The organism is Martelella radicis, assembly GCF_014196625.1.
Taxonomy (GTDB): Bacteria; Pseudomonadota; Alphaproteobacteria; order Rhizobiales; family Rhizobiaceae; genus Martelella; species Martelella radicis.
Genome location: NZ_JACIDZ010000018.1, coordinates 1 through 20,675 on the forward strand (window position 1 = coordinate 1; position 20,675 = coordinate 20,675).

Consider the following 20,675-nt stretch of genomic DNA (forward strand, 5'->3'; position numbering starts at 1 on the left):
CCCGCTCAAAACATGCGAGGGAAGGTTGGAACATGGGTCAATTCTCAATGGAAATATCAGGCCACACCGGGTCAGTTCTCAGTGGCAATCAACACTTTGATATTGCTGACAGATTAGTTTTGCTTGCGGGGGCAGGATTTGGACACAGTCCTGTCGCCCGAAGCCCACACACCGCGCTTGTGGGCTGACCCGGCTGTCCGGTCCAATGACATCTAGAAGAGAAGGCCGGGCAGCCAGAGCACCATCTGGGGCCATGCGATCAACAGGCCGACAAAGAAGAGCATCAACACGACAAAGGGGAGCGCGCCCCGGATGACGTCGACGATCGAGCCGCTTTCGCGCACGCCCTGGACGATATAGAGGTTCATGCCGATTGGCGGTGTTATCAGCCCGATCTCCATCATCAGCACCAGAAAGACGCCGAACCAGACCGGATCGATGCCCATATGCACGATCAACGGAAAGACGACCGGCAATGTGGCAATCATCATCGACAGCGTCTCCATGAAGCAGCCGAGGACGAGATAGAACACCACCAGAAGCAGGATGATTTCGAGCGGCGTCGCCCCGAACTGCGACACAAAGGCCGTCAGCGCCTGCGGAATGCCCAGCATGCCGACCACGAAGTTCAGGAACAGCGCGCCCACCATGATCAGCAGGATCATGGCCGATGTGCGCACGGTCGAGATCATCGCCTGGTGCAAGAGCGCGAAGCTCAGACGCCGCTTCATGATGGCGATGGCAAGCGAGCAGACGACGCCGATTGCAGCGGATTCCGTGGGCGTGGCCCAGCCAAGATAGATACTGCCCATCACCACGATGAAGATGACCAGCGGCGGCAGGATATCCAGAAGATTGGCCAGCTTCTCGCGCAAGGGACGCGGCTCAAGCGCCGGTCCCGCGAGCCGTGGGTTCAGCACGCAAAGGACGATGATCAGCGTCATGAAACAGGCTGTGAGCAGAATGCCGGGTACGAGACCCGCTGCAAACAGCTGACCGATGGACGTGTTGGTCATCGATCCGTAGATGATCATGTTGATCGATGGCGGGATCAGAATGCCAAGCGTGGCGCCGGCGGCGATCGTGCCCGTCGTCAGGCGCTCATCATACTGGCGCTCTTTGAGGATCGGCAGCGCAACGGTGCCAATCGTTGCAGCCGTCGCCACGGACGATCCCGACACGGCAGAAAAGATGGCGCTGACGCCGATATTGGAGTGCAACAGCCCGCCCGGCAGTTTTCGCATCCAGTCGGAAAGGCTGCGATAGAGCGCATCCGCAACGCCGGAGCGCACCAGGGTTTCACCGAGAAAGACGAACAGCGGAATGGCGGTCAGAAGAAAATCGTTTTGGCCGCTCCACATCTGATTGCCGAAGCCCATCAGCGTCGGCCAGCCGAGGAAAACCAGAGCGCCCAGAAAGGCTGTCGCAAAGAGCGCAACAGCCACCGGCAAGCCGGCCAGCATCAGGCCCAGCATGATCACAAAGCCGATCGCCGCTTCACCAACCCCGATCATGATTTTGCCCCCTCCTGATCGCGGTCGCCGGACATGGTCTCTTCCTCAATGATGTCATCAAGGCTCTTGCAGCCATAAAAGGCGTTCAAACGCGCGCGATCACGCAGCATCAGCCAGCTTGCGTGAAGCGCTACGCATGTCGAGCAAAACGCGAAGAAGGCAAGCCCACAGACCCACACCAGTTGCGGCCGCCACAAGGGTGTCATCAGCGGCGTTCCGGAAAGCGATTTGTACTCAATGCTTTCCATCATCGCGCCAAATCCCCGCCAGACGAAGAAGATCGCCATCAGGGCCACACACCAGCATGCGAAGAGGTTCAGCATCGCCTGGCTATTCGTTCCCACGCGCTCCAGCAGGATCTCGACCCGCGTATGGGCTCGCTCCAGAAGAGCGAATGAAAACCCGAAAGCCGCCACGACCGCCAGCGTGTAGCCGCCATATTCATCAGCGCCTTGCAGAGAAACATTGAAGAGGTTGCGCAGCAGGACCTCCAGCGTGATCATCAGCGATATGCCGAGCACCGCATAACCGGCGATGAGGGCCGCAAGGCGAGCAAAAGGCAAAAGCCGCCGGGCCAGAGGGTTTTCATTGACGCTCACGTGAAGGCTCCGAGAAAGAGCGTTTCCAGGAAAAGCCGATACCGGTTTTCCGTCCGGAAACGCGCAAGAAATAAAATGGAGCAATTTCGCATTTCGGAGAAAAGCGGAAACGCTCCGGAGGGCTGCAACCCGCGTTGCAGCCCTCCGTGTTTGGCATTTATTCGATCGTGATGCCGGCGGCCTTGCCGGCAGTCGCGTTCCAGGTGTCCGAGCAGCTCGGATCAACGGCGTTGCAGGTTTCCTTCCAGATCGGAAGCACGACCTCGGTCGCCACATCCTTGATGCGCTGCTGGTCCTCGGCGCTGATCTCAACCAGTTCCATATCGAACTTCTTGTAGGTTTCGCAGCCATCCTGTCCCGTATTGCAGGCGATCGCCTCGCCGTTTGCCGTCTTGGCCAGGTCCCACATATGATCTTCCAGCGTCTTGAACTGGGCCATCAAGGCATCCTGTTCATCCGGCGACAGGCTCTTCCAGGTATCGAGATTCATGAAATGGCCCTGCACGGAGCCGGAAACGGAAAGCGGCAGAAGGTAAGAGGTCACTTCGGGCCAGTTGCCGCTATTGGCGGAAATCGGCGAGGTGACGCCGCATGAGGCCACGCCGCGCTGAAGCGCCGGATAGACTTCCGAGAACTGCAGGGTCACCGGCGTCGCGCCGAAGCTTTCGAGCATCGCCGACATCGACGGGGTGAAGGAGCGAACCTTGAGGCCCTGAAGGTCATCCAGGCCTTCGATCTTCTCATTGCAGAAGAAAACCTGCGGACCGAACGGCCAGAGGGTCAGCACCTTGGCGTTGAACTTCTCCTGGAGCCGCTCATCGAACGGACCACGATAGGCGTCGACCACCTCGTGCAGGGCGTCCATGTCCGTGGCAACGCCCATCAAGTCGACGCCTTCGAAGAAGGGATCGTCACGCGAGGCCATGCCGATCTGGACGGACATGATGTCGAAGGTTCCGCCGCGCAGCAGCCGCAGGGCATCGGGGGCTTTGACGCCAACGACATCCATCGGGTTGTAGTTGATGCCGAGATCCACGCCGGACGCCTCGGGCAAGGCTTCAAAGAAGGATCGTTCGATCTCGACCTGATTGTTGTTCTGAGAAAAATTCCCGGCAATGCGGAGCGGTGTTTCCGCCATTGCCGAGCCGGAAAGCGCAATAGCGCCAGCGGCCAGGATGGCACGCGAAAGCATAGAGTGCATATTCAGTCCCCTTTTTTTGCATTCATTTTCACGACTGTGACAAAATCTTTCCGGAATGCCAAGGCCGAATCCACTATCTGGAGCGAAAAAATTACTCAACGGGAACGCCTGCCCATTATATAGGCTCAATGAGCAAAAACCGCGCAATATAGGGCGCGAAGAAGGTCATGTATTTGTATATACCGAATTTTGATATTGATTTTCGACGCAATCTGCGGATCATGAAGCGCATAAATCAGAAAATGTCGTCCGCAAAAATGAATGCAAAATATCCGCAGAAGAGAATTTTTTGAATGCACACAGACACAGCAATCGCACGGCCAGCCATCATTGGCATGCTGACCCCGTCTTCGAACACGGTTGTCGAGCCCTATACAAGCGCACTTTCCTGGCCGCTTTTTCCCGCTGTCAGCATCCATTTCGGCCGTCTCCGCGTGCGCCGGATCGCGCTTGACGGAGACTCCGACCAGCAATTCGGCCTGGAGCCCTTTCTTCAGGCGGCCGACCTCTTGATGGATGCAAAGCCCGACATCGTGGCGTGGAACGGTACATCGGCAAGCTGGCTGGGCTTCGATAACGACGAACGACTGTGCGACGCCCTGAAGGAGACGTTCGGCGTGCGTTCGACAAGCGCAGTGCTGAGCCTCAACCGTCTTCTGGACAGGTTCAATGTCCGCCGGCTTGGCCTTGTTTCGCCCTATACCGCAGATGTTCAGGACAAGATCATCGAGAACTACCGCAATATCGGCATCGAGACCGTTGCCGAAGCCCATAGCGACCGGAGCGACAATTTCTCCTTTGCCGAGCTTGACGAGGAAACCATTGCGCGGATGTGTCGCGACGTCGCCAAGGCAAAGCCGGACGCGATCATTATCCTGTGCACGAACATGCGCGGCCCGATGATCGCCGCAGCGTTGGAGAGCGAACTGGGGATCCCCGTCATGGATTCCGTTGCCTTCACGCTCTGGGGCTGCCTGGACACGATGGGCATTCCAATGCGACCTCTTGAAAAATTCGGACGAATTTTCGCATGATGGTCAAACCCCATGGTTTGGCGGCAGTTTGAGGGAGTGAGAATGGCAGATACCGGCCTATCCGAGGACCAACAGGCGCATCTGCAGCTTTCAGATGGCAGTGCCAGCCTGCACGGCAATCTGGTGGCCCAGATCAGGGCGATCCTGGTGGACGGCGAACTCGCTGACGGCACGCGCATCCCGGAAGGCGAGCTCTGCCAGCGCTTCAACGTGTCACGAACACCGCTGCGCGAGGCGCTGAAGGTTCTCGCCGCCGAAGGCTTTGTCGTGCTGCGCCCCAATCGCGGCGCCATCGTTGCGCCGCTTGATCCGGCCGAGATACCGCCGCTTTTCGAGTTCAAGGGCGCCCTCGAGCGGCTTATCGGTCTGACCGCCGCCGAGCGGGCGAGCGATACGGAAATCGCCGAACTGGAACAGATACATCTCGCGCTTGACGCCGCCGCCGTTAAGGGTGACTACAAGCTCTACACGCGGCTGAACTACATGTTCCATCGCAACCTCGCCGCAGCGAGCAAGAACGCCATCCTCACGCAAAACTATGATGTTATCCAGCAGCGCATATGGCGGTACCGCTTCATCGTGAACGAATACGAAAAGCGCTGCCGGGAGTCCTTTGCCGAGCATGAGCGGATCATCATCGCGCTGAGGGCACGAACGCCGCTGGACCTTGCCGAACGCCTGGAATTCCACAACCGGCGAACGGCTGAAGCCATGTCAGCCGCTCTGTGCTGAAAGTGCAAGCTCGCAGAAAGACCATCGTTCCGGGGCCTGCGTCTTCAGGAAAAGGACGGTCGCGAAGGCCTTGGCCGGCGGTTTCCGGGATACCGGGCTTCCGCGATCCCAACCGCCTCTTGTGGAAACATGCCGGCCATGGAACGGCATGGACTGACGCCCCCTCGGGAAAAGGGGCAGAATGCAAACGGCCCGCCTGATGGCGGGCCGCAGACTGCCGACAAAGCCTGTTGCAGAAGCAATGAGCCTGCTCCCGTTCTCCGTCACCCCGGCCTTGAGCCGGGGTCCAGGGCCACAAAAACACATTTTGCAACAGTGCCTTAGTTGCGAAGTTTTCGCTATTCGGCCCTGGTTGCCGGCTCAAGGCCGGCATGACGGACGAGGGTAACGCGACCTCTGTCAACACACTGCGGCCCGTCTGATGGCGGGCCGGTATTCGCTTGGTCTTCGTTACGGCTGCTTGCCGATATAGGCGAGGATGCCGCCGTCGACGTAAAGCACGTGACCGTTGACAAAGTCCGAGGCCGCCGAGGCGAGGAAGACGGCCGGGCCCTTCAGGTCCTGCGTCGTGCCCCAGCGGTTTGCCGGCGTCTTGGCCAGGATGAAGGAATTGAAGGGGTGGCCGGGCTCGCGCAGCGGCGCGGTCTGCGGCGTTTCGATGTAGCCCGGGCCGATGCCGTTGCACTGGATGTTGTAGGAACCGTATTCCGAGGCGATGTTGCGCGTCAGCATCTTCAGACCGCCCTTGGCGGCGGCATAGGCCGAAACCGTCTCGCGGCCAAGCTCGCTCATCATCGAGCAGATGTTGATGATCTTGCCGGAGCGGCGTTCCATCATCGACGGCAGGACGGCCTTGGCCATGATGAAGGGCGCCGTCAGGTCGATATCGATGACCTTGCGGAAATCCTTGGCTTCCATCTCGTGCATCGGCGTGCGGGCGATGATGCCGGCATTGTTGACGAGAATGTCGACCGGGCCGACGTCCTCGGTAATCTGCGCCACCATCTTCTGAACCGAAGGTTCGTCGGTCACATCGCAGATATAGCCCTTGGCATCGATGCCGGCTTGCCTGTAGGCGGCGACGCCCTTCGTCAGAAAATCTTCATTGATATCGTTGAAGACGATCGTCGCACCGGCTTCGGCGAGCGCCGAGGCGATGGAGAAGCCGATGCCGTAGGATGCGCCGGTGACCAGCGCGACCTTGCCTTCAAGCGAGAAATTGTCTGCATAACTCATGGGTCAAATCTTTCTGTTTTTGAGAGACTGTCGGTTTGAGCGGAAATGGCCCTGATCAGCGCAGTTCGTTGATCGGAATGACGTCCATGTCGTTGAAGGTCTGGTTTTCGCCGCCCATGGCCCAGATGAATGTGTAGTTGGTCGTGCCGCAGCCGGCATGGATGCTCCAGGACGGGCTGATGACGGCCTGTTCGTTCTGCACCAGGATGTGGCGGGTCTGCTTGCCTTCACCCATCATGTGGAAGACGGACTGGTCTTCCGGCAGATTGAAATAGGTGTAGATTTCCATCCGGCGCTCATGGGTATGGGCCGGCATGGTGTTCCACACATTGCCGGGCTCGAGCTGTGTCAGGCCCATGGAGAGCTGGCAGGTTTCCAGGACGTCCGGATGGATGAACTGGTTGATGACGCGCTTGTTCGATGTCGCGGTATCGCCGAGCGGCACCTTCTTGGCATCGGCCATCTTCAGGAAGGTGGTCTTGCAGGATTTGTGGGCCGGCGCCGAGACCATGTAGAACTTGGCGGGTTTGGACGCGTCGTTGCTCTTGAAGGTGACCGTCTTGGTGCCGCGGGTGATATAGAGGCAATCCTGAAAATCGAGATTGAAGACCTCGCCGTCAGCTTCGATCGAGCCGGCGCCGCCAATGTTGAAGATACCGATCTCGCGGCGCTCAAGCACATAATTCGTGCCGAACGTGCCCATGCAATCGATCCCCTTGTCCAGCGACACGGCTTCGGAAACCGGCATGCAGCCAAACGTCACCATCCGGTCGATATGCGAGTAGACCGCGACAACCGTATCAGCGACGTAGAGGTTTTCGATCAGGAATTCATCGCGCACTTCCTCGGTGTTGTAGCGCTGAAAATCCCTCTGGTTTACGGAATAGCGAATATCCATGGTTCTTTCTCCTTGTTCTTGCCGAAGCGGGCGGATGCAGCACGCTGCAGCCCTTGCTTCCTGAAATCGGTTTGTAAATCTGCGAGCCTAGAGGCGGATCTTGACGACGACCTTGCGCACCTTTTCGCCCGGGTTTGAGACGGCGCAGCCGGGCCGGTGAACGTCCCAGGGGTAGAAGACGGCGTAGCTGCCCTCCGAAAGCACCAGCGGCATTTCGTCATTCATGACGTCGTAGAACAGAAGGTCGCTCGTTTCGGCGAGATCTTCGGTTACCGGGCCGGCCTTTGCCAGCGGGGCGAAACCGATGGTTTCGGCACCGGAGACAACATACTGAATGTCGAGATAGCGGCGGTGGGATTCCGGCCGGTTCTCGTCTTTTGCGCGGGTCAGCCCGTCCTGCACATTGGCGAAAATCCGGTCGCCATCGATATCGAAACGGCCTGCAGGCACACTTGCAAGATCGGTCTCACTCAGGAAACGAAGTCCTTCCAGAACAGCTTCCGGCAGGCTCGCCCGCTCAAGATCGAAATTGTCCAATCGTCCGAAAATCACAGTCTTTACTCCTTGGTGGCCGAACTCTCGGTCCGGCCGGGGCGCATCAGCCAAGCATTGTAGCGCTTGCCGATCCGCGCATTTCATATGCTTCGCCAGGTTTTGCGGGATGCCAAACCTCCCTGCCCGGCGGGTTGCGGCTGCCCCAGCCAGGGGCAGCCGCGTCTTGGTTATCTTGAGATCACTGCACCAGACCGGCAGCGCGCGGCAGGGCCAGCGAAAGTTCCGGTATGAAGGTCACCGCCATCAGCAGCGCCACGAGAATGGCGAAGAAGGGCAGCAACGGCTTGACCACATCCTCGATCTTCAGTTCGGCAATCCGGCATCCGACGAACATGATCGGACCAACCGGCGGCGTGATCGTGCCGATGCAAAGGTTGAAGACCATCAGAACACCGAAGTGGATCGGGTCGATGCCCAGCGATGTTGCAATCGGCAGGAAGATCGGAGCGAAGATAAGGATTGCCGGCGTCGGGTCCATGACGAAACCCAAGAGCAGGATCACGATGTTCATGATGACCATGATCAGGATCGGGTTGTCGGTGATCGACAGCAGCGACGAGGCGATGATGTTCGGGATCTGCGCATAGGCCATGATCCAGCCCATGATGGAGGAAACGCCGATCATGAAGATGATCATCGCCGTCGTCTTGACGGTTGCCAGCAACAGAGCCGGGATCATCTGGACCGAAAGCGTTCTGTAGGCGAAGGACAGGATCGTGACGTAGACCACCGCGATCGCGCTGGCTTCGGTCGGCGTGAAGATGCCCGAGATGATGCCGCCGACAACGATCACGATCATGAGCAGCGCCGGAATGGCTTCGACCGTGGTCTTGAAGTTGGTCCTGAAGTTTGCAAGCCGTTCAGCCTTGTAACCGGCCTTGCGGGCAAAGAAGACCACCGGGATCATGCAGGCGATGCCCCAGAGAATGCCTGGAACGTAGCCGGCCATGAACAGGGCGGCAACCGACGAACCACCGCTTGCCAGCGAGTAGATGATGAAGGTGTTGCTCGGCGGGATAAGCATGCCTGCCGGCGCCGATGCGATATTCGCTGCGGCGGCGACCTTGGGATCATAGCCGTCCGCCTTCTGCTGCGGGCCCATGGCCCCGCCGATGGCGGCGGCGGCGGCGACGCCTGAGCCGCTGATGGCGCCGAACAGCATGTTGGCAACGATGTTGGTCTGCATCAGCGAGCCGGGAATGAAGCAGATCAATGCCTTGGCGAAGTTGATCAGCCTTCGCGCTATCCCTCCCGACGTCATGATGTTGCCGGCAAGGATGAAGAAGGGGATCGCCAGAAGCGAGAAGGAGTTGATGCCCGCAAAGATGCGCTGGGCGGAGGTGATCGCCATGCGATCGAAGGTGAAGATGGTGGCCATTGCCAGCACCGAGCCAATGCCCATGCTGACGCTGATCGGAACGCCGATCATCAAGAGGATCGGGATCGAGATCAGCAGGATCAGGCCGATATCGGCTGCGTTTGCCATTTACTTGGCCTCCCCTTCCGAGCTGACCGGGCGGAGCAGCTGCAGGATGTCATTCCAGATGTTGTACAGGCAGTAATAGGCCGAGAAGGCGCCGCAGATCGGCAAGGCCATGTAGATCTGGCCGGTCCTCAGGAACGGGATTGCCGCATTCGTCTGACGCATCGTGCGGTCAACGGCATCCAGCCCGCCAATCAGCAGAATGGCGACGACGAACAGAAGGATCAGGACATCCGCCGAAAGCTGGAACATGCCCTTCAGGCGCTTGGAGGAAAAAGCGTCCACGAAGATCCCGATGTTCATATGGCCTTTTTCGCCAAACAGCAGGGCGGCGCCCAAAAGAACCAGCCAGACAAACATGATCTTGGCCAGCTCTTCCGTCAGAGCGCCGGCGCCGTTGAACACATAACGGTTCACCACCTGCCAGGTGACGACAACCGTCAGGAGGCCACACAATGTAATGCAGATCGTTGCCAGAAACCGATCGACCCAAAGCTTGATCGTATGCATAGCAGTTTCTTTCTCATCCAAGCTGGCCCCGGCTTAGCCGGGACCAGACCAGGTCATTTGGTGTTGGGGATCATTCGCCCTGAGCGTGCATCTGATCGTAGATCTTCTTGGTCACGTCGCTGGTGAGCTTCTGCTCGGTCAGCGGGCGAACGGCATCACGGAAGGGCTGCAGCTCAACGTCATTGAACTGGGCGCCGGCTTCTTCGGCCAGGGCACGGGACTTGGCTGCATCTTCGGCGAAGATTTCGAACTCATAGTCGGCAGCCTTCTGAAGCTCTTCGATGAAGATCTGCTTCACATCGTCCGGCATGTCTTCGAAATAGTCGACATTCATTACGAGATAATCAGGGATCATCAGGTGCTGCGTGTAGGAGAAGTACGGTGCGACTTCCAGATGCTTGAGCGACCAGTAGGTGACCTCGTTGTTTTCGCCACCGTCAAGAACGCCGGTCTGGATGGCGGTGTAAACTTCACCCTGCCCCATCGCGATGCCGTTGCCGCCCATCATGTTCATCATGTCGATATTGGTCTGCGACTGCATCACGCGGATCTTCTGACCGGCCAGATCTTCCGGCGTATGAACCGGGTGGTCCTTCAGGTAGACATTGCGCGAACCAGCCGTGAAGGCTGCAACAACGACGATGCCCTGGTCGGCAACGGAGTTGTAGAGATCGCCGACGATTTCAGGATTGTTGACCACCGCCTTCTGGTGCTCGATGCTGTCGAAGACGTAAGGCAGGTTGAAGACGACGAAGTCCGGGTTCCAGCTTTCCAGAAGGCTGGCCGATGCGAGCGACATGGCGATCGTGCCGGTCTGCGCCATTTCGACGGTTTCCTTCTGGGCCCCGAGCAGCTCGTTCGGGAAAATCTGGACGGTGTATTCGCCATTGGTCCGTTCGGCCAGCGCTTCACCGAAGCGTTCCATGGCCTTGTACTGGGGATGCGTTTCCGGCTGGTTGAACGCGATCTCGAAAACGGTCGCGGCGAAGGCGGAGGAGGGGCCGAAGGCGGTTCCCAGCGCGATGATGCTGACGCCTGCCAGACCAAGAGTGTTTTTGAAGTTTTTCATGATTGCCTCCCGTAGGGGTATTGGATTTGAGGGTACCGGTCCGCCTAGATGGCGCCTGGCCGGTCTTCAGTTTGAGAAGCGATGTCGCCATCGCCCCACTTCTCGTAGACATCCTTGATGTCGCCGATGAAATAATCGGGATTGAGATCGCGGATCGGACGCAGGTCCTCCGCGCTCAGCCCTTCCAGATGGTGGGTCATGGCCTCGACCGCGCGCTCCGCATCATGTGCGGCCAGCGCGTCGACGATTTCGCCATGCTCCACGAGCACGCGCTCCATGCGGTTGATCTGCGGCAGCGTCAGCCGCCGGTAACGGTCAACCTGCAATTTGACCTGCTCGATGATTTTCCAGATGCCGGGATAACCGCCCGCCACCGCAATCGCGCGATGAAGCGCCTCGTCGGCGGCATGGAACTGGTCGCTGTCGCCGGCATCCGTGCGCTCGCGCTGAAACATCAAAAGGGCGCGCATGTTGGCAATTTCGCTGCCCTGGACGCGTGCGGCGGCGGCACGGACATTCACCTGCTCAAGCGCCGTTCTTGCAACCTGGGCTTCCAGCAATGAGGCCACCGGAATTCTGGAGACCCTCGTCCCTGATTTGGGAACGATATCGACAAGCTGCTCTTCGGCCAGCCGCAAGAGCGCTTCGCGAATGGGCGTACGGCTCGTTCCGCATTCGGCGGCGATTTCCTTTTCGCTGATCGTCTCGCCGGGCAGACGCTTGAGGGAGACGATCTCGGCGCGCAGACGGCGGTGAACGATCTGCGTGGCCGTGCCATTGCGGCTATCGCTTCCCGGGATCTCAATCATGCCATCAGATGCGTAAGCCATCCGTGCCTCCATCAGTGTTGTATATCTTGTATATCAGTTATATTAGATATACAACGACGCACGCCTGCGACAAATTGACAGCCCCACCAAAAGAGATTATATGTTTTATTTCATGGACTTAATAAATGTAGGCGCCGACCGGATGCGCAGACGCAATGAATGACCTCAGCCGTTCGGACGTGACGCTTTCTTCCGGCAATATTGGGGCTTCTGTCATTTAGCGTCAGCTGATGCCGACGTTCCAGACTTGCATCATGTCGAAGCCTCCCGGCAGTTCGACGAAACAACAGCACGCCTGCTTTCTTGCTCTATCGCCGGGAAGAGCGTCGTTCAGAAGTCGTAGGAGCGGCGCGGCATTCCCGCGTTCGGCGACGTGTTTTCGGAGAAAGCGCTGCCATATTCGGCGCGCCAAGTCGTCCCCCTGGCGGGATGGGTGAGTTCGGGGCCAAGGCTTCACCCGGCCAGAGACGATGGCCGGGGAAACGAGCGCTTCGGCTATCGCGGAATCCATATCATGCCGGATCGGCAGGGGATCGTCATGAACTTGAAGAAGCACCGTCAGCTTTCCCGGGAAGAGAAGCTGACTTTGCGCAAGCGCGGCGGTCGCAAGAGGGCTTTGGGAACAAATCCGCCATTGGCCTTGCCCTCACGCCACAACGAGCGTTGGAGCCTGGGCTTCATCGGTGAAGCCTTCACGGATGGCCGTCGCTTCCGGGTGCTTTCTGTCGTGGTCGACTTCGCCCGCGAATGCCTTTGCCTCGTCGCGGACACATCACTGTCTGGCGTTCATCTTGCCCGGGAGTTGGACATACTCATCGCCTGTTCCGTCTCAACACTTTTGAGACGGAACAGAATGCCGCGGCGAAAATCGGCGTGAAATCGACATAGGTGATTTTGCCGAGGCTTATGCTGTTCGAATGGACTGCGATGACGAAATGAGTCCTTTCTGAACGGAAAACTGGGGCGTCATCGATACCAATCCGGCATTGCAACGGTATGAAGTCGATCACTTGAGGAAGCGACGGCGGTCGAAAAACATAGATGCCCCAAAATTGGGTGGAACCGCGTTTCCATGTCGTACGTCATTGTTGATGCCGCCGATAGCGGAACCGCCATCTCGACCGACCGCCGGCTTGGCATATTCCAGTATCTCAGGAACCAAACACAAAACGCAGCCATGCGGCGCGCAGGTAACAACTGTGTGGCGCGCTTCATCTTGCTCTTTTGATATGCGTCAACTTGTAGCGGGGCGTCGGGTTGATTGCACCAGACCGAAAGCATAGTTGGAAAGCAACGAATGCATCCAATTGCATCTCCACGATTACCACCTCTCGCGGATCACCTGAAGGTTGAGATGCGAAGCGTCCGGGGGAACGCCACGGTGCCTAAAGAAGACGTTGCCGCCAGTCAAAATGGCGAAGACGGCGTCAGATCGCCTTTTCAGGGGATGAAGTGCCGATATCGAGGACAAGCATGCGATACAAACGCGCGTCACGTTTCTTCAAGGTAGCGCCAGGACGAACAATCCATCCTTGGCGACGCATCTGAGGCAGTATTTTTCTCGATAGCCTTCCGGATAACATAGCAAGCAAAGAGTGAAACGATGATTTGGGTTCCTATAGTCCTCGGGCTGTTCAAGATTGGCGTGCTGGGCGCGGCCATGTTCTTCGCGATCAAGTCGCACTACGATGGAGAAAAGCAGCAAGAGCGAGAGCGTGAAGCCGGCGGACAAATTGCAGGAGCCGAGAACGTCGCCGTTACCTCAAAGCTCGACTAGAAAAAAGCCGGAAGCCATCGAAGGCCTGTGACCCAGCCACGTCTGCAGGGAAGCTGACGCACCAGTATTCCTCTCGCGTCTTGCTGCGGACGCTCGCCTTCCGCCGCCTCTGTCGCCCTGCCGCGCCAGACGATCTGGCTGCGTCAGGCTCCCGCCAAACCCGCCCCCCTTGCCCACTGGCCAGTCATCGCATTGAGAACAGCGGACTAAGCCCCGCAGGTCATTTCGTGCGGGCAATCGAACTATTGAGGCCGGTCAGCGATGGCGGATCGATCCTCGACAGCCGTCCCAGACGCGGGAACACGCCGCCATGCCGGCGCAAGCCTCGACCGCATCGCCGCCATCATTCGCATTGCTCTTGTACCGGCGCCTCTTCTGCCCCTTCAGCCTGTTCTGTTCAAACCGGAGCCACGTCTTGACGCGGGCCGCATGGCCAGAGGTGTGGCTTGGATGGCTTGTGTGGTTTCGACACATTCTCCTGCCTTTCCAAAATAACCGATTGACAAAAGCAGGCGTTTGGAATTTTCTTGTAAAGCGGTTTAGTAAATCGCTTTACCGAAGAATTACGATGGTCGAAAAGACCTCCCGAGGGCATACGAAATGGCGAAGGCACCAGGCCTCAAAGATGTGGCGAAGGCCGCGGGGGTTTCCGTGGCAACGATCTCGCGCCTGCTGAACGGCTCTCTGGTTCTGCCGGATGAGACCCGCAAGCGCATCGAGACCGCCATCCGCGATCTCGGCTATGTGCCAAACCCGCATGCAAGGCGCTTAAGCCGCGGCCGATCCGACATGATCGGCCTGGTGATCCCGGACATCGCCAACCCCTTCTTTGCCATGCTCGTGGCAGCGATCGAGGAAGAGGCCGACAAGCTGGGCCTTGCCGTTTCCCTCAACGCGACGCTCAACCGGCCGGGCCGCGAGATGAAATATCTCGGGCTGATCGAACATCATCATGTCGACGGGCTGATCTTCGTGACCAACCACCCGGATGACGGTGAGCTTGCAGGTCTGATCAACCGCACCGGCAAGGTCGTCATCGTCGACGAGGATGTGCCGGGCGCCATGGTGCCCAAGCTTTTCTGCGACAATCACCAGGGCGGCTACCTTGCCGGCAAACATCTTGCCGAGTTCGGCCACAAGAAGGTCGTCTTCGTCGGCGGGCCGGACGAAATGATTTCCACCACGCGCCGCCACGCAGGGCTTGAGCAGGGACTTCGCGAACGTTTTGGCGAAGAGGCCGAGATCAAGCGGTATCGCGGCGAATATACCGTTACCGCCGGTCGCCACGCCGCGCGGCGGTTTCTCGACGAGAAGCTGCCGGCCACCGCTATTTTCGCAAGCTCGGATGAAATCGCTATCGGCCTGATCGAGGTGCTCTATTCAGAAGGCGTGAGCATTCCGGATCGCGTCTCTGTCGTGGGCTTCGATGATGTCGGCCCGCTTCACCTGTTCACGCCGCCCTTGACCGCCGTCCGCCAGCCGGTGCGTGCCATCGGGGCGCGTTCTCTTTCTCTTCTTCTTCAAACAGATTGGCAGCAGCCCGAAACCCTCGAGAGGGAAGAGCTGCTGCCCGTAGAAATCGTCGTGCGGAGTTCCGTCGCGCCGCCGGCGATCGAAAAAAAGCGACGTTCGTAACCAAGCCAGAGGATGAACTCATGTTACCCAGATTTTCCCGCAGGACGCTTCTTTCGACAGCTCTCGCCGCCGGCGTAATGGCAGGCGTCGTTTCGACCGGCGCCGAAGCTGCCGACAAGACCTTCGCGCTCGTCCAGATCAACCAGCAGGCCCTGTTCTTCAACGACATCAACCGTGGCGCCGAAGAAAAGGCGGCTGAACTCGGCGTCGCGCTGCAGATCTACAACGCCAACAATGACCCGGCGATGCAGAACAACGCGGTCGAAACCTACATCCAGGAAGGCGTTGACGGCCTTGCCGTCGTTGCCATCGACGTGAATGGCATCATGCCCGCCGTCGAACAGGCAGACGAAGCCGGCATTCCGGTTGTCGCTATCGACGCGATCCTGCCTGAAGGCCCGCAGAAGGCCCAGATCGGCGTCGACAATGCCAAGGCCGGCGGCGATATCGGCGCCTACTTCCTCGACTACGTCAACGCCAATATGGATGGAGAAGCCAAGGTCGGTATCGTCGGCGCGCTCAACTCCTACATCCAGAACGTTCGTCAGCAGGGCTTTGAAGACGCCATTGACGGCATCGACGGCATCGAGGTCGCCGGCGTCGTCGACGGCCGCAATATTCAGGACAACGCCCTGACGGCCGCCGAAAACCTGATCACGGCCAATCCGGACCTGACCGCCATCTACGCCACTGGCGAGCCGGCCCTGATGGGCGCTATCGCCGCTGTCGAAAGCCAGGGCAAGCAGGACGACATCAAGATTTTCGGCTGGGACCTGACCGCGCAGGCGATCAACGCCATCGATGACGGCTTCCTCATCGCAGTCATCCAGCAGGATCCGTCCCTGATGGGTGCTGCTGCCGTGGAAGCGCTCAACGACATCTCCAATGGCGACAGTGTCGAGGCTTCGATCTCGGTGCCCGTCACCATCGTCGATGAAACCAATGTCGAACCTTACCGTGCTATCTTTAAATGATGTCTGATCTCCAGCAAACTGGTGCTGCAGGCAGCGGAGGGGACACTCCCCTCCGCTCGCCGGACAAGCCCTCAAAAGAACCCGCCATTTCCCTTCGCGGCATAACAAAAACCTTCGGCTCGCATCAGGCGCTGCGCGGGGTTGATCTCGACCTTTATCCCGGCGAATGCCTCGGCCTGGTCGGCGACAACGCCGCAGGGAAATCCACCCTCACCAAGATCATCTCGGGCACCTATATTCCCGACGGCGGCACCATCAAGATCGCCGGTGAAACCGTCGAGCTGACAGGTCCTGCCGATGCCCGCAACCGCAATATCGAGATGGTGTTCCAGGACTTGAGCCTGTGCGACCATATCGATGTCGTCGGCAACCTGTTTCTCGGACGCGAAATCTCCAACGGCCTGTTCCTTGACCGCAAGAAGATGACGGCCGAGGCCGAGCGCATGCTCGAAGCGCTCGAAATCCGCATTCCCCGGCTTTCCGCCAAGGTGGAAAAGCTCTCCGGCGGTCAGCGACAGGCAATCGCGATCGCACGCGCTGCCTCGTTCCAACCCAAAGTCCTGATCATGGACGAGCCGACTTCGGCGCTTGCCGTGGCGGAAGTGGAAGCCGTGCTGCACCTGATCAACCGGGTCAAGGCCAAAGGCGTATCCGTCGTTCTCATCACCCACCGTCTGCAGGATCTGTTCCGCGTCTGCGACCGCATCGCCGTCATGTATGAGGGCACCAAGGTTGCCGAACGCATGATCGGCGACACCAGTCTTGAAGACCTCGTCCAACTCATCGTCGGGGGAGAAAAACATTGAGCGCCTATACCGAACGCGCCAAGGGCTCGCCGATCATCGATTTTCTCGGTGAAAATGCCCAGGTGCTCTCCATCGCCTTCTTCTTTGTCGTCTGCTTCATATTCTTCTCCGTGAGCACCGACACATTCCTGACGCCGGGCAACCTGCTCAATGTAATCCGCCAAGCGGCCCCCATCCTCATCGTTGCCATCGCCATGACCTTCGTGATCATCACCGGCGGCATCGACCTGTCGGTCGGCTCGATCATTGCCGTCATCAATGCCGTGGTCGCGATGATCATTGCCGCAGGCATGCCCTGGCCGCTCGCCATCGTCGCCATGCTGGCGCTTGGCGCGTTCATCGGCCTGTTCCAAGGCTGGTTCGTCTCCTATCAGGGTATTCCCGCCTTCATCGTCACGCTTGCCGGTCTTTCGATCTTCCGCGGCATCGCGCTTTATTTAACCAAGGGCTATTCGATCCCGATCCGCGGTGTGGATGGATTTCTGTTCCTCGGCCGTGGCGAACTCTTCGGCGTGCCGTTTCCGGCGATCATCGCCATCGTCGTCGCCATTATTGGCTATATCGTCATCTCCAAGACGCGCTATGGCCGTCAGGTCGTCGCCATCGGTTCCAATCTGGAGGCCGCCCGTCGCGTCGGCATGCCTGCAAAATTCGTTCTGATGTCGGTCTATGTGCTTTCCGGCCTTGCCTGTGGCCTTGCCGGCCTCCTGATGGCGGCCCGCCTCGGCTCCGGTTCGTCCAATGCCGCCGTCGGCTTTGAGCTTCAGGCAATCGCCGCCGTTGTTCTCGGCGGCACGTCGCTGATGGGCGGTCGCGGAACCATTCTGGGCACTGTGCTCGGCACCATGACGATTGCCGTCATTGGCAACGGCCTGATCCTGATGCACATCTCGCCCTTCTTCACGCAGATCGTCACCGGCGCGATCATCCTGCTCGCCATCTGGCTCAACACCCGGATATTCGGCGCGAATTTCAGTTTCGGCCGGCTTAAGGGAGGCAAGTAATGTCCGCAATCGAGCTTTCCGAAGCCCATACGGGCTCCGGCAAGGTCATGACCGTCAACGGACCGGTCAGTGCCGCCGATATCGGCGTCACGCTGATGCACGAACATGTGCTCAATGACTGTACATGCTGGTGGAACCCTCCGAAGACCGAGGACCGCCAGTATCTCGCCGACAGTCTCATCTGCATGGAGATATTGAGCGAGCTACATCAGGACCCCTTCGTCAACAAGCCCAACATCACGCTTGATGACGAGAACCTGGCGATCAAGGAACTGTCTGCCCTGGTGAAAGCCGGCGGCAAGACGCTGGTTGAGCCGACCTGTCAGGGTATCGGTCGAAATCCGCTTGCCATGCAACGGATCTCGAAGGCAGCGGGCCTGAACATCGTGATCGGTGCCGGCTACTACCTTGAAAGCTCGCATCCCGAAAAGCTTGCCGCCATGTCGGAAGACGACATTGCCGACGAGATCGTCAGCGAAGCCGTCAGCGGCGTCGATGGCACGGATGTCAAGATCGGCCTGATCGGCGAAATCGGCGTTTCTTCGGACTTTACCGAAGCGGAGCGCAAATCGTTGCGTGGGGCGGCAAGGGCGCAGGCCCGTACCGGCCTGCCCTTGATGGTGCATCTGCCCGGCTGGTTCCGTCTTGGCCACGACGTGCTCGACATCGCCGAAGCGGAAGGTGCCGATCTTCGGCACACCGTGCTCTGCCACATGAACCCGTCGCATGACGATTTCACCTATCAGAGCGAACTCGCCGCTCGCGGCGCCTTCATCGAATACGACATGATCGGTTCGGACTTCTTCTATGCCGACCAGCAGGTCCAGTGCCCGAGCGATGAAGAATGCGCCCGCGCCATCGTCAAGCTGGTCGAGGCCGGTTATGAGAGCCGTATACTGCTCTCACACGATGTGTTCCTGAAGATGATGCTGACCCATTATGGGGGGCATGGCTATGACTTCATCCTCAAACACTTCCTGCCGCGTCTCTCCCGTCACGGGCTTGATGAAGCGGTACTGGGCCGTCTGATGAACAACAATCCGCGCGCCGTCTTTGACAGCGGCTTTGGTGCGCAGTGAACAGAAAACGGAATTGAAATGACAACAAAAGTACTTCTGGTCGGCGAAAGCTGGGTCACCTCCGAAACGCATTACAAGGGCTTTGACCAGTTCGGCAGCGTTCACTTTCATCTGGGCGCTACGCCACTGGTCAACGCGCTGAAGGGCAGCGAATTCGAGTTGACCTACATGACCGCGCACGAAGCCGCAGACGGCTTCCCGTTCGAGATGGAAGGGCTTGATGAATATGACGTCATCATCCTGTCCGACATCGGCGCCAACACGCTTCTGCTGCCGCCGGCCGTCTGGCTGCAGTCGAAGACCGTTCCCAACCGCCTGAAGCTGATCAAGGCCTGGGTGGAGAAGGGCGGCGGTCTTCTTATGTGCGGCGGCTATTTCTCCTTCCAGGGCATTGACGGAAAGGCCCGCTGGCGCCGCACGGCCGTTGAGGACGTGCTGCCGGTCACCTGCCTGCCATGGGACGACCGCGTTGAAATTCCCGAAGGCACGACCCCGGATATCCTGATGACCGATCACCCGACGATTTCCGGCATTTCCGGCGAATGGCCGGTCATGCTCGGCGTCAATGAAGTCGAGCTTCGCGACCGTGAGGACATTGAAGTTGTTGCCCGCCTGCCGGAAGACCAGGGTGGTCATCCGCTGCTGGTCACCGGAAAGGCCGGCAAGGGCAGAAGCGCCGTCTGGACGTCCGATATCGGCCCGCACTGGCTGTCGCCGGCTTTCTGCGAGTGGGAAGGCTACGGCATGTTGTGGAAGAACATTCTCGGCTGGCTTGCCGCCAAGGACTGACGGAACAGGGACGGACTTGCCTTCCCACCCCGCCGGCTTCCCCCTTAACCGGCGAAAATAGCGGCAAGTTCGTCCCGGCTGGGAAAGGCGCGGCGCGTTCCGCGCCTTGCAACGGTCAGCGCCGAAGCGGCACTTGCATGGGAAATGGCGCGCTGGTCGAGCATGCCGCCCCTGAGTGCTGCGGAAGCCAGCGCCGCGCCCATGAAGGTGTCGCCTGCGCCGGTGGTATCGATGGCTTTCGCCTTGACGGCGGGGACATGGATGAAGTCGCCGCCCTTCGTGCTCAGCATGGCGCCGTCGGTGCCGGCTGTCAGCACGACCTGGCGAACGCCCTTGGCGTGGAGCGCTTCGGCGGCCTTTCCGCCAGTGCTCCCGGCAAGGCTCAGGCTTTCACTCTCGTTGAGGAAGGCAATGTCGATGAAGGGCCAGAGGCGCTCGAAATAGGGCCTGAGCGGCGACGGGTTGAAGGCCGTCACCATGCCGCGCGCGCGCCCGGCTTTCAGCAGCGTCTCGGTGGTCTCGCCGCCGAGATTGCCCTGCATGACGAGGAAGTCGCCGGATGAAGCTTCGCTAAGTGCTGCAAGGGCAGCTTCAAGCGGCAGCGCCTCGGCGGCCTCGGTGGTTGTGACGATGGAATTTTCGCCATCCGGCGTGGTCAGCACCATCGAGAAATCGGTGGAGATGCCGGCAAGACGGGAAATCCGCAGGTCTAGCGGTTCCTCGGCAAGCTGCTCGCGGATCGTGGCGGAGCGGAAGTCGTCGCCGGTGGCTGAAACGAGTATGGTTTCAAGCCCGCCGCGCGCCATCACAACGGCCTGGTTGGTGCCCTTGCCGCCGAGATCGCGGCTGGCGATCCGGCCCAAAATCGAGACGCCGGGCTCGGGAAGCCCGTCGACTGAAATTGTTTCGTCAATGGCTGCATTGCCAATCACAAACGCACGCATTTTTAT

20 protein-coding genes and 1 pseudogene are annotated in these 20,675 nt (G+C 59.1%); 10 read left to right on the plus strand and 11 right to left on the minus strand.

Annotated features, from left to right (window positions below; translation table 11 throughout):
* Nucleotides 1–212 precede the first annotated feature (212 nt).
* The 3 genes from GGR30_RS20350 to GGR30_RS20360 form a co-directional block, all read right to left on the minus strand.
* Nucleotides 213–1,514 (minus strand): TRAP transporter large permease, encoded by a 1,302-nt coding sequence (locus GGR30_RS20350; RefSeq protein WP_183490571.1) that lies wholly within the window; start codon nt 1,512–1,514, stop codon nt 213–215.
* Nucleotides 1,511–2,113 (minus strand): TRAP transporter small permease subunit, encoded by a 603-nt coding sequence (locus GGR30_RS20355; RefSeq protein ID WP_210288124.1) that lies wholly within the window; start codon nt 2,111–2,113, stop codon nt 1,511–1,513. Before GGR30_RS20355 ends, GGR30_RS20350 begins: the two co-directional genes overlap by 4 nt.
* Nucleotides 2,114–2,270: 157 nt before the next feature.
* Nucleotides 2,271–3,314, minus strand: a complete 1,044-nt coding sequence (locus tag GGR30_RS20360; protein WP_183490574.1) for a TRAP transporter substrate-binding protein — start codon at nt 3,312–3,314, stop codon at nt 2,271–2,273.
* 293 nt (nt 3,315–3,607) lie between these two features.
* Here GGR30_RS20360 and GGR30_RS20365 point away from each other — a divergent pair, with 293 nt between their 5' ends.
* Entirely contained in the window at nt 3,608–4,348 is a 741-nt protein-coding gene (locus GGR30_RS20365; RefSeq protein ID WP_183490578.1) for a maleate cis-trans isomerase family protein, read from the plus strand.
* 42 nt (nt 4,349–4,390) lie between these two features.
* A complete protein-coding gene (locus GGR30_RS20370) occupies nt 4,391–5,080 on the plus strand; it encodes a GntR family transcriptional regulator (RefSeq protein WP_183490581.1) in 690 nt (229 codons plus the stop codon).
* 450 nt (nt 5,081–5,530) lie between these two features.
* Here GGR30_RS20370 and GGR30_RS20375 read toward each other — a convergent pair whose 3' ends face one another.
* The 7 genes from GGR30_RS20375 to GGR30_RS20405 form a co-directional block, all read right to left on the minus strand.
* Nucleotides 5,531–6,316, minus strand: a complete 786-nt coding sequence (locus GGR30_RS20375; protein WP_183490584.1) for a gluconate 5-dehydrogenase — start codon at nt 6,314–6,316, stop codon at nt 5,531–5,533.
* Nucleotides 6,317–6,371: 55 nt separating this feature from the next.
* Nucleotides 6,372–7,214 (minus strand): 5-dehydro-4-deoxy-D-glucuronate isomerase, encoded by an 843-nt coding sequence (gene kduI, locus GGR30_RS20380; RefSeq protein WP_183490588.1) that lies wholly within the window; start codon nt 7,212–7,214, stop codon nt 6,372–6,374.
* Nucleotides 7,215–7,301: 87 nt separating this feature from the next.
* Nucleotides 7,302–7,766 carry a YhcH/YjgK/YiaL family protein gene (locus GGR30_RS20385; RefSeq protein ID WP_210288125.1) on the minus strand — a complete coding sequence of 155 codons (465 nt, stop codon included), beginning with the start codon at nt 7,764–7,766 and terminating at the stop codon, nt 7,302–7,304.
* A 181-nt stretch (nt 7,767–7,947) separates the two neighbouring features.
* Nucleotides 7,948–9,255 carry a TRAP transporter large permease gene (locus GGR30_RS20390; RefSeq protein WP_183490594.1) on the minus strand — a complete coding sequence of 436 codons (1,308 nt, stop codon included), beginning with the start codon at nt 9,253–9,255 and terminating at the stop codon, nt 7,948–7,950.
* The gene (locus tag GGR30_RS20395) at nt 9,256–9,762 is read right to left on the minus strand and encodes a TRAP transporter small permease (RefSeq protein ID WP_183490597.1); all 507 of its coding nucleotides are present in this window, start codon (nt 9,760–9,762) and stop codon (nt 9,256–9,258) included.
* Between the two features lie 70 nt (nt 9,763–9,832).
* A complete protein-coding gene (locus GGR30_RS20400; protein WP_183490599.1) occupies nt 9,833–10,831 on the minus strand; it encodes a TRAP transporter substrate-binding protein in 999 nt (332 codons plus the stop codon).
* A 44-nt stretch (nt 10,832–10,875) separates the two neighbouring features.
* On the minus strand, nt 10,876–11,661 hold the full coding sequence (locus GGR30_RS20405; RefSeq protein ID WP_183490601.1) for a GntR family transcriptional regulator: 786 nt from the start codon (nt 11,659–11,661) through the stop codon (nt 10,876–10,878).
* A gap of 487 nt (nt 11,662–12,148) precedes the next feature.
* On the opposite strand from GGR30_RS20405, the pseudogene GGR30_RS20410 reads away from it, so the two are divergent.
* The 8 genes and pseudogenes from GGR30_RS20410 to GGR30_RS20445 all read left to right on the plus strand — a co-directional run.
* Nucleotides 12,149–12,481: pseudogene (locus GGR30_RS20410) on the plus strand (hypothetical protein); the annotation flags it as partial.
* A 783-nt stretch (nt 12,482–13,264) separates the two neighbouring features.
* Entirely contained in the window at nt 13,265–13,438 is a 174-nt protein-coding gene (locus GGR30_RS20415; protein WP_183490605.1) for a hypothetical protein, read from the plus strand.
* Nucleotides 13,439–14,038: 600 nt separating this feature from the next.
* Entirely contained in the window at nt 14,039–15,073 is a 1,035-nt protein-coding gene (locus GGR30_RS20420; protein ID WP_183490607.1) for a LacI family DNA-binding transcriptional regulator, read from the plus strand.
* Between the two features lie 20 nt (nt 15,074–15,093).
* Entirely contained in the window at nt 15,094–16,047 is a 954-nt protein-coding gene (locus tag GGR30_RS20425; RefSeq protein WP_183490609.1) for an ABC transporter substrate-binding protein, read from the plus strand.
* Nucleotides 16,044–16,853: an ATP-binding cassette domain-containing protein gene (locus tag GGR30_RS20430; RefSeq protein WP_183490611.1), complete on the plus strand. Its 810-nt coding sequence runs from the start codon at nt 16,044–16,046 to the stop codon at nt 16,851–16,853. The genes GGR30_RS20425 and GGR30_RS20430 overlap by 4 nt, the downstream gene beginning before the upstream one ends.
* The gene (locus tag GGR30_RS20435; RefSeq protein WP_183490613.1) at nt 16,850–17,857 is read left to right on the plus strand and encodes an ABC transporter permease; all 1,008 of its coding nucleotides are present in this window, start codon (nt 16,850–16,852) and stop codon (nt 17,855–17,857) included. Before GGR30_RS20430 ends, GGR30_RS20435 begins: the two co-directional genes overlap by 4 nt.
* Nucleotides 17,857–18,936, plus strand: coding sequence for a phosphotriesterase family protein (locus tag GGR30_RS20440; RefSeq protein ID WP_183490616.1), 1,080 nt, complete (start codon nt 17,857–17,859; stop codon nt 18,934–18,936). The genes GGR30_RS20435 and GGR30_RS20440 overlap by 1 nt, the downstream gene beginning before the upstream one ends.
* Before the next feature lie 18 nt (nt 18,937–18,954).
* The gene (locus GGR30_RS20445; RefSeq protein WP_183490618.1) at nt 18,955–19,725 is read left to right on the plus strand and encodes a glutamine amidotransferase; all 771 of its coding nucleotides are present in this window, start codon (nt 18,955–18,957) and stop codon (nt 19,723–19,725) included.
* 44 nt (nt 19,726–19,769) lie between these two features.
* Here GGR30_RS20445 and GGR30_RS20450 read toward each other — a convergent pair whose 3' ends face one another.
* Nucleotides 19,770–20,669, minus strand: coding sequence for a PfkB family carbohydrate kinase (locus tag GGR30_RS20450; RefSeq protein ID WP_183490620.1), 900 nt, complete (start codon nt 20,667–20,669; stop codon nt 19,770–19,772).
* Between the last annotated feature and the right edge of the window lie 6 nt (nt 20,670–20,675).

Bases quoted from the DNA above. Each gene is read 5' to 3' on its own strand.
- GGR30_RS20400 (WP_183490599.1), bottom strand. From the start codon at position 10,831: ATGAAAAACTTCAAAAACACTCTTGGTCTGGCAGGCGTCAGCATCATC.
- GGR30_RS20370 (WP_183490581.1), top strand. From the start codon at position 4,391: ATGGCAGATACCGGCCTATCCGAGGACCAACAGGCGCATCTGCAGCTT.
- GGR30_RS20445 (WP_183490618.1), top strand. From the start codon at position 18,955: ATGACAACAAAAGTACTTCTGGTCGGCGAAAGCTGGGTCACCTCCGAA.
- GGR30_RS20415 (WP_183490605.1), top strand. From the start codon at position 13,265: ATGATTTGGGTTCCTATAGTCCTCGGGCTGTTCAAGATTGGCGTGCTG.
- GGR30_RS20395 (WP_183490597.1), bottom strand. From the start codon at position 9,762: ATGCATACGATCAAGCTTTGGGTCGATCGGTTTCTGGCAACGATCTGC.
- GGR30_RS20440 (WP_183490616.1), top strand. From the start codon at position 17,857: ATGTCCGCAATCGAGCTTTCCGAAGCCCATACGGGCTCCGGCAAGGTC.
- kduI (WP_183490588.1), bottom strand. From the start codon at position 7,214: ATGGATATTCGCTATTCCGTAAACCAGAGGGATTTTCAGCGCTACAAC.
- GGR30_RS20430 (WP_183490611.1), top strand. From the start codon at position 16,044: ATGATGTCTGATCTCCAGCAAACTGGTGCTGCAGGCAGCGGAGGGGAC.
- GGR30_RS20390 (WP_183490594.1), bottom strand. From the start codon at position 9,255: ATGGCAAACGCAGCCGATATCGGCCTGATCCTGCTGATCTCGATCCCG.
- GGR30_RS20450 (WP_183490620.1), bottom strand. From the start codon at position 20,669: ATGCGTGCGTTTGTGATTGGCAATGCAGCCATTGACGAAACAATTTCA.
- GGR30_RS20365 (WP_183490578.1), top strand. From the start codon at position 3,608: ATGCACACAGACACAGCAATCGCACGGCCAGCCATCATTGGCATGCTG.
- GGR30_RS20425 (WP_183490609.1), top strand. From the start codon at position 15,094: ATGTTACCCAGATTTTCCCGCAGGACGCTTCTTTCGACAGCTCTCGCC.
- GGR30_RS20420 (WP_183490607.1), top strand. From the start codon at position 14,039: ATGGCGAAGGCACCAGGCCTCAAAGATGTGGCGAAGGCCGCGGGGGTT.
- GGR30_RS20375 (WP_183490584.1), bottom strand. From the start codon at position 6,316: ATGAGTTATGCAGACAATTTCTCGCTTGAAGGCAAGGTCGCGCTGGTC.
- GGR30_RS20405 (WP_183490601.1), bottom strand. From the start codon at position 11,661: ATGGCTTACGCATCTGATGGCATGATTGAGATCCCGGGAAGCGATAGC.
- GGR30_RS20360 (WP_183490574.1), bottom strand. From the start codon at position 3,314: ATGCACTCTATGCTTTCGCGTGCCATCCTGGCCGCTGGCGCTATTGCG.
- GGR30_RS20350 (WP_183490571.1), bottom strand. From the start codon at position 1,514: ATGATCGGGGTTGGTGAAGCGGCGATCGGCTTTGTGATCATGCTGGGC.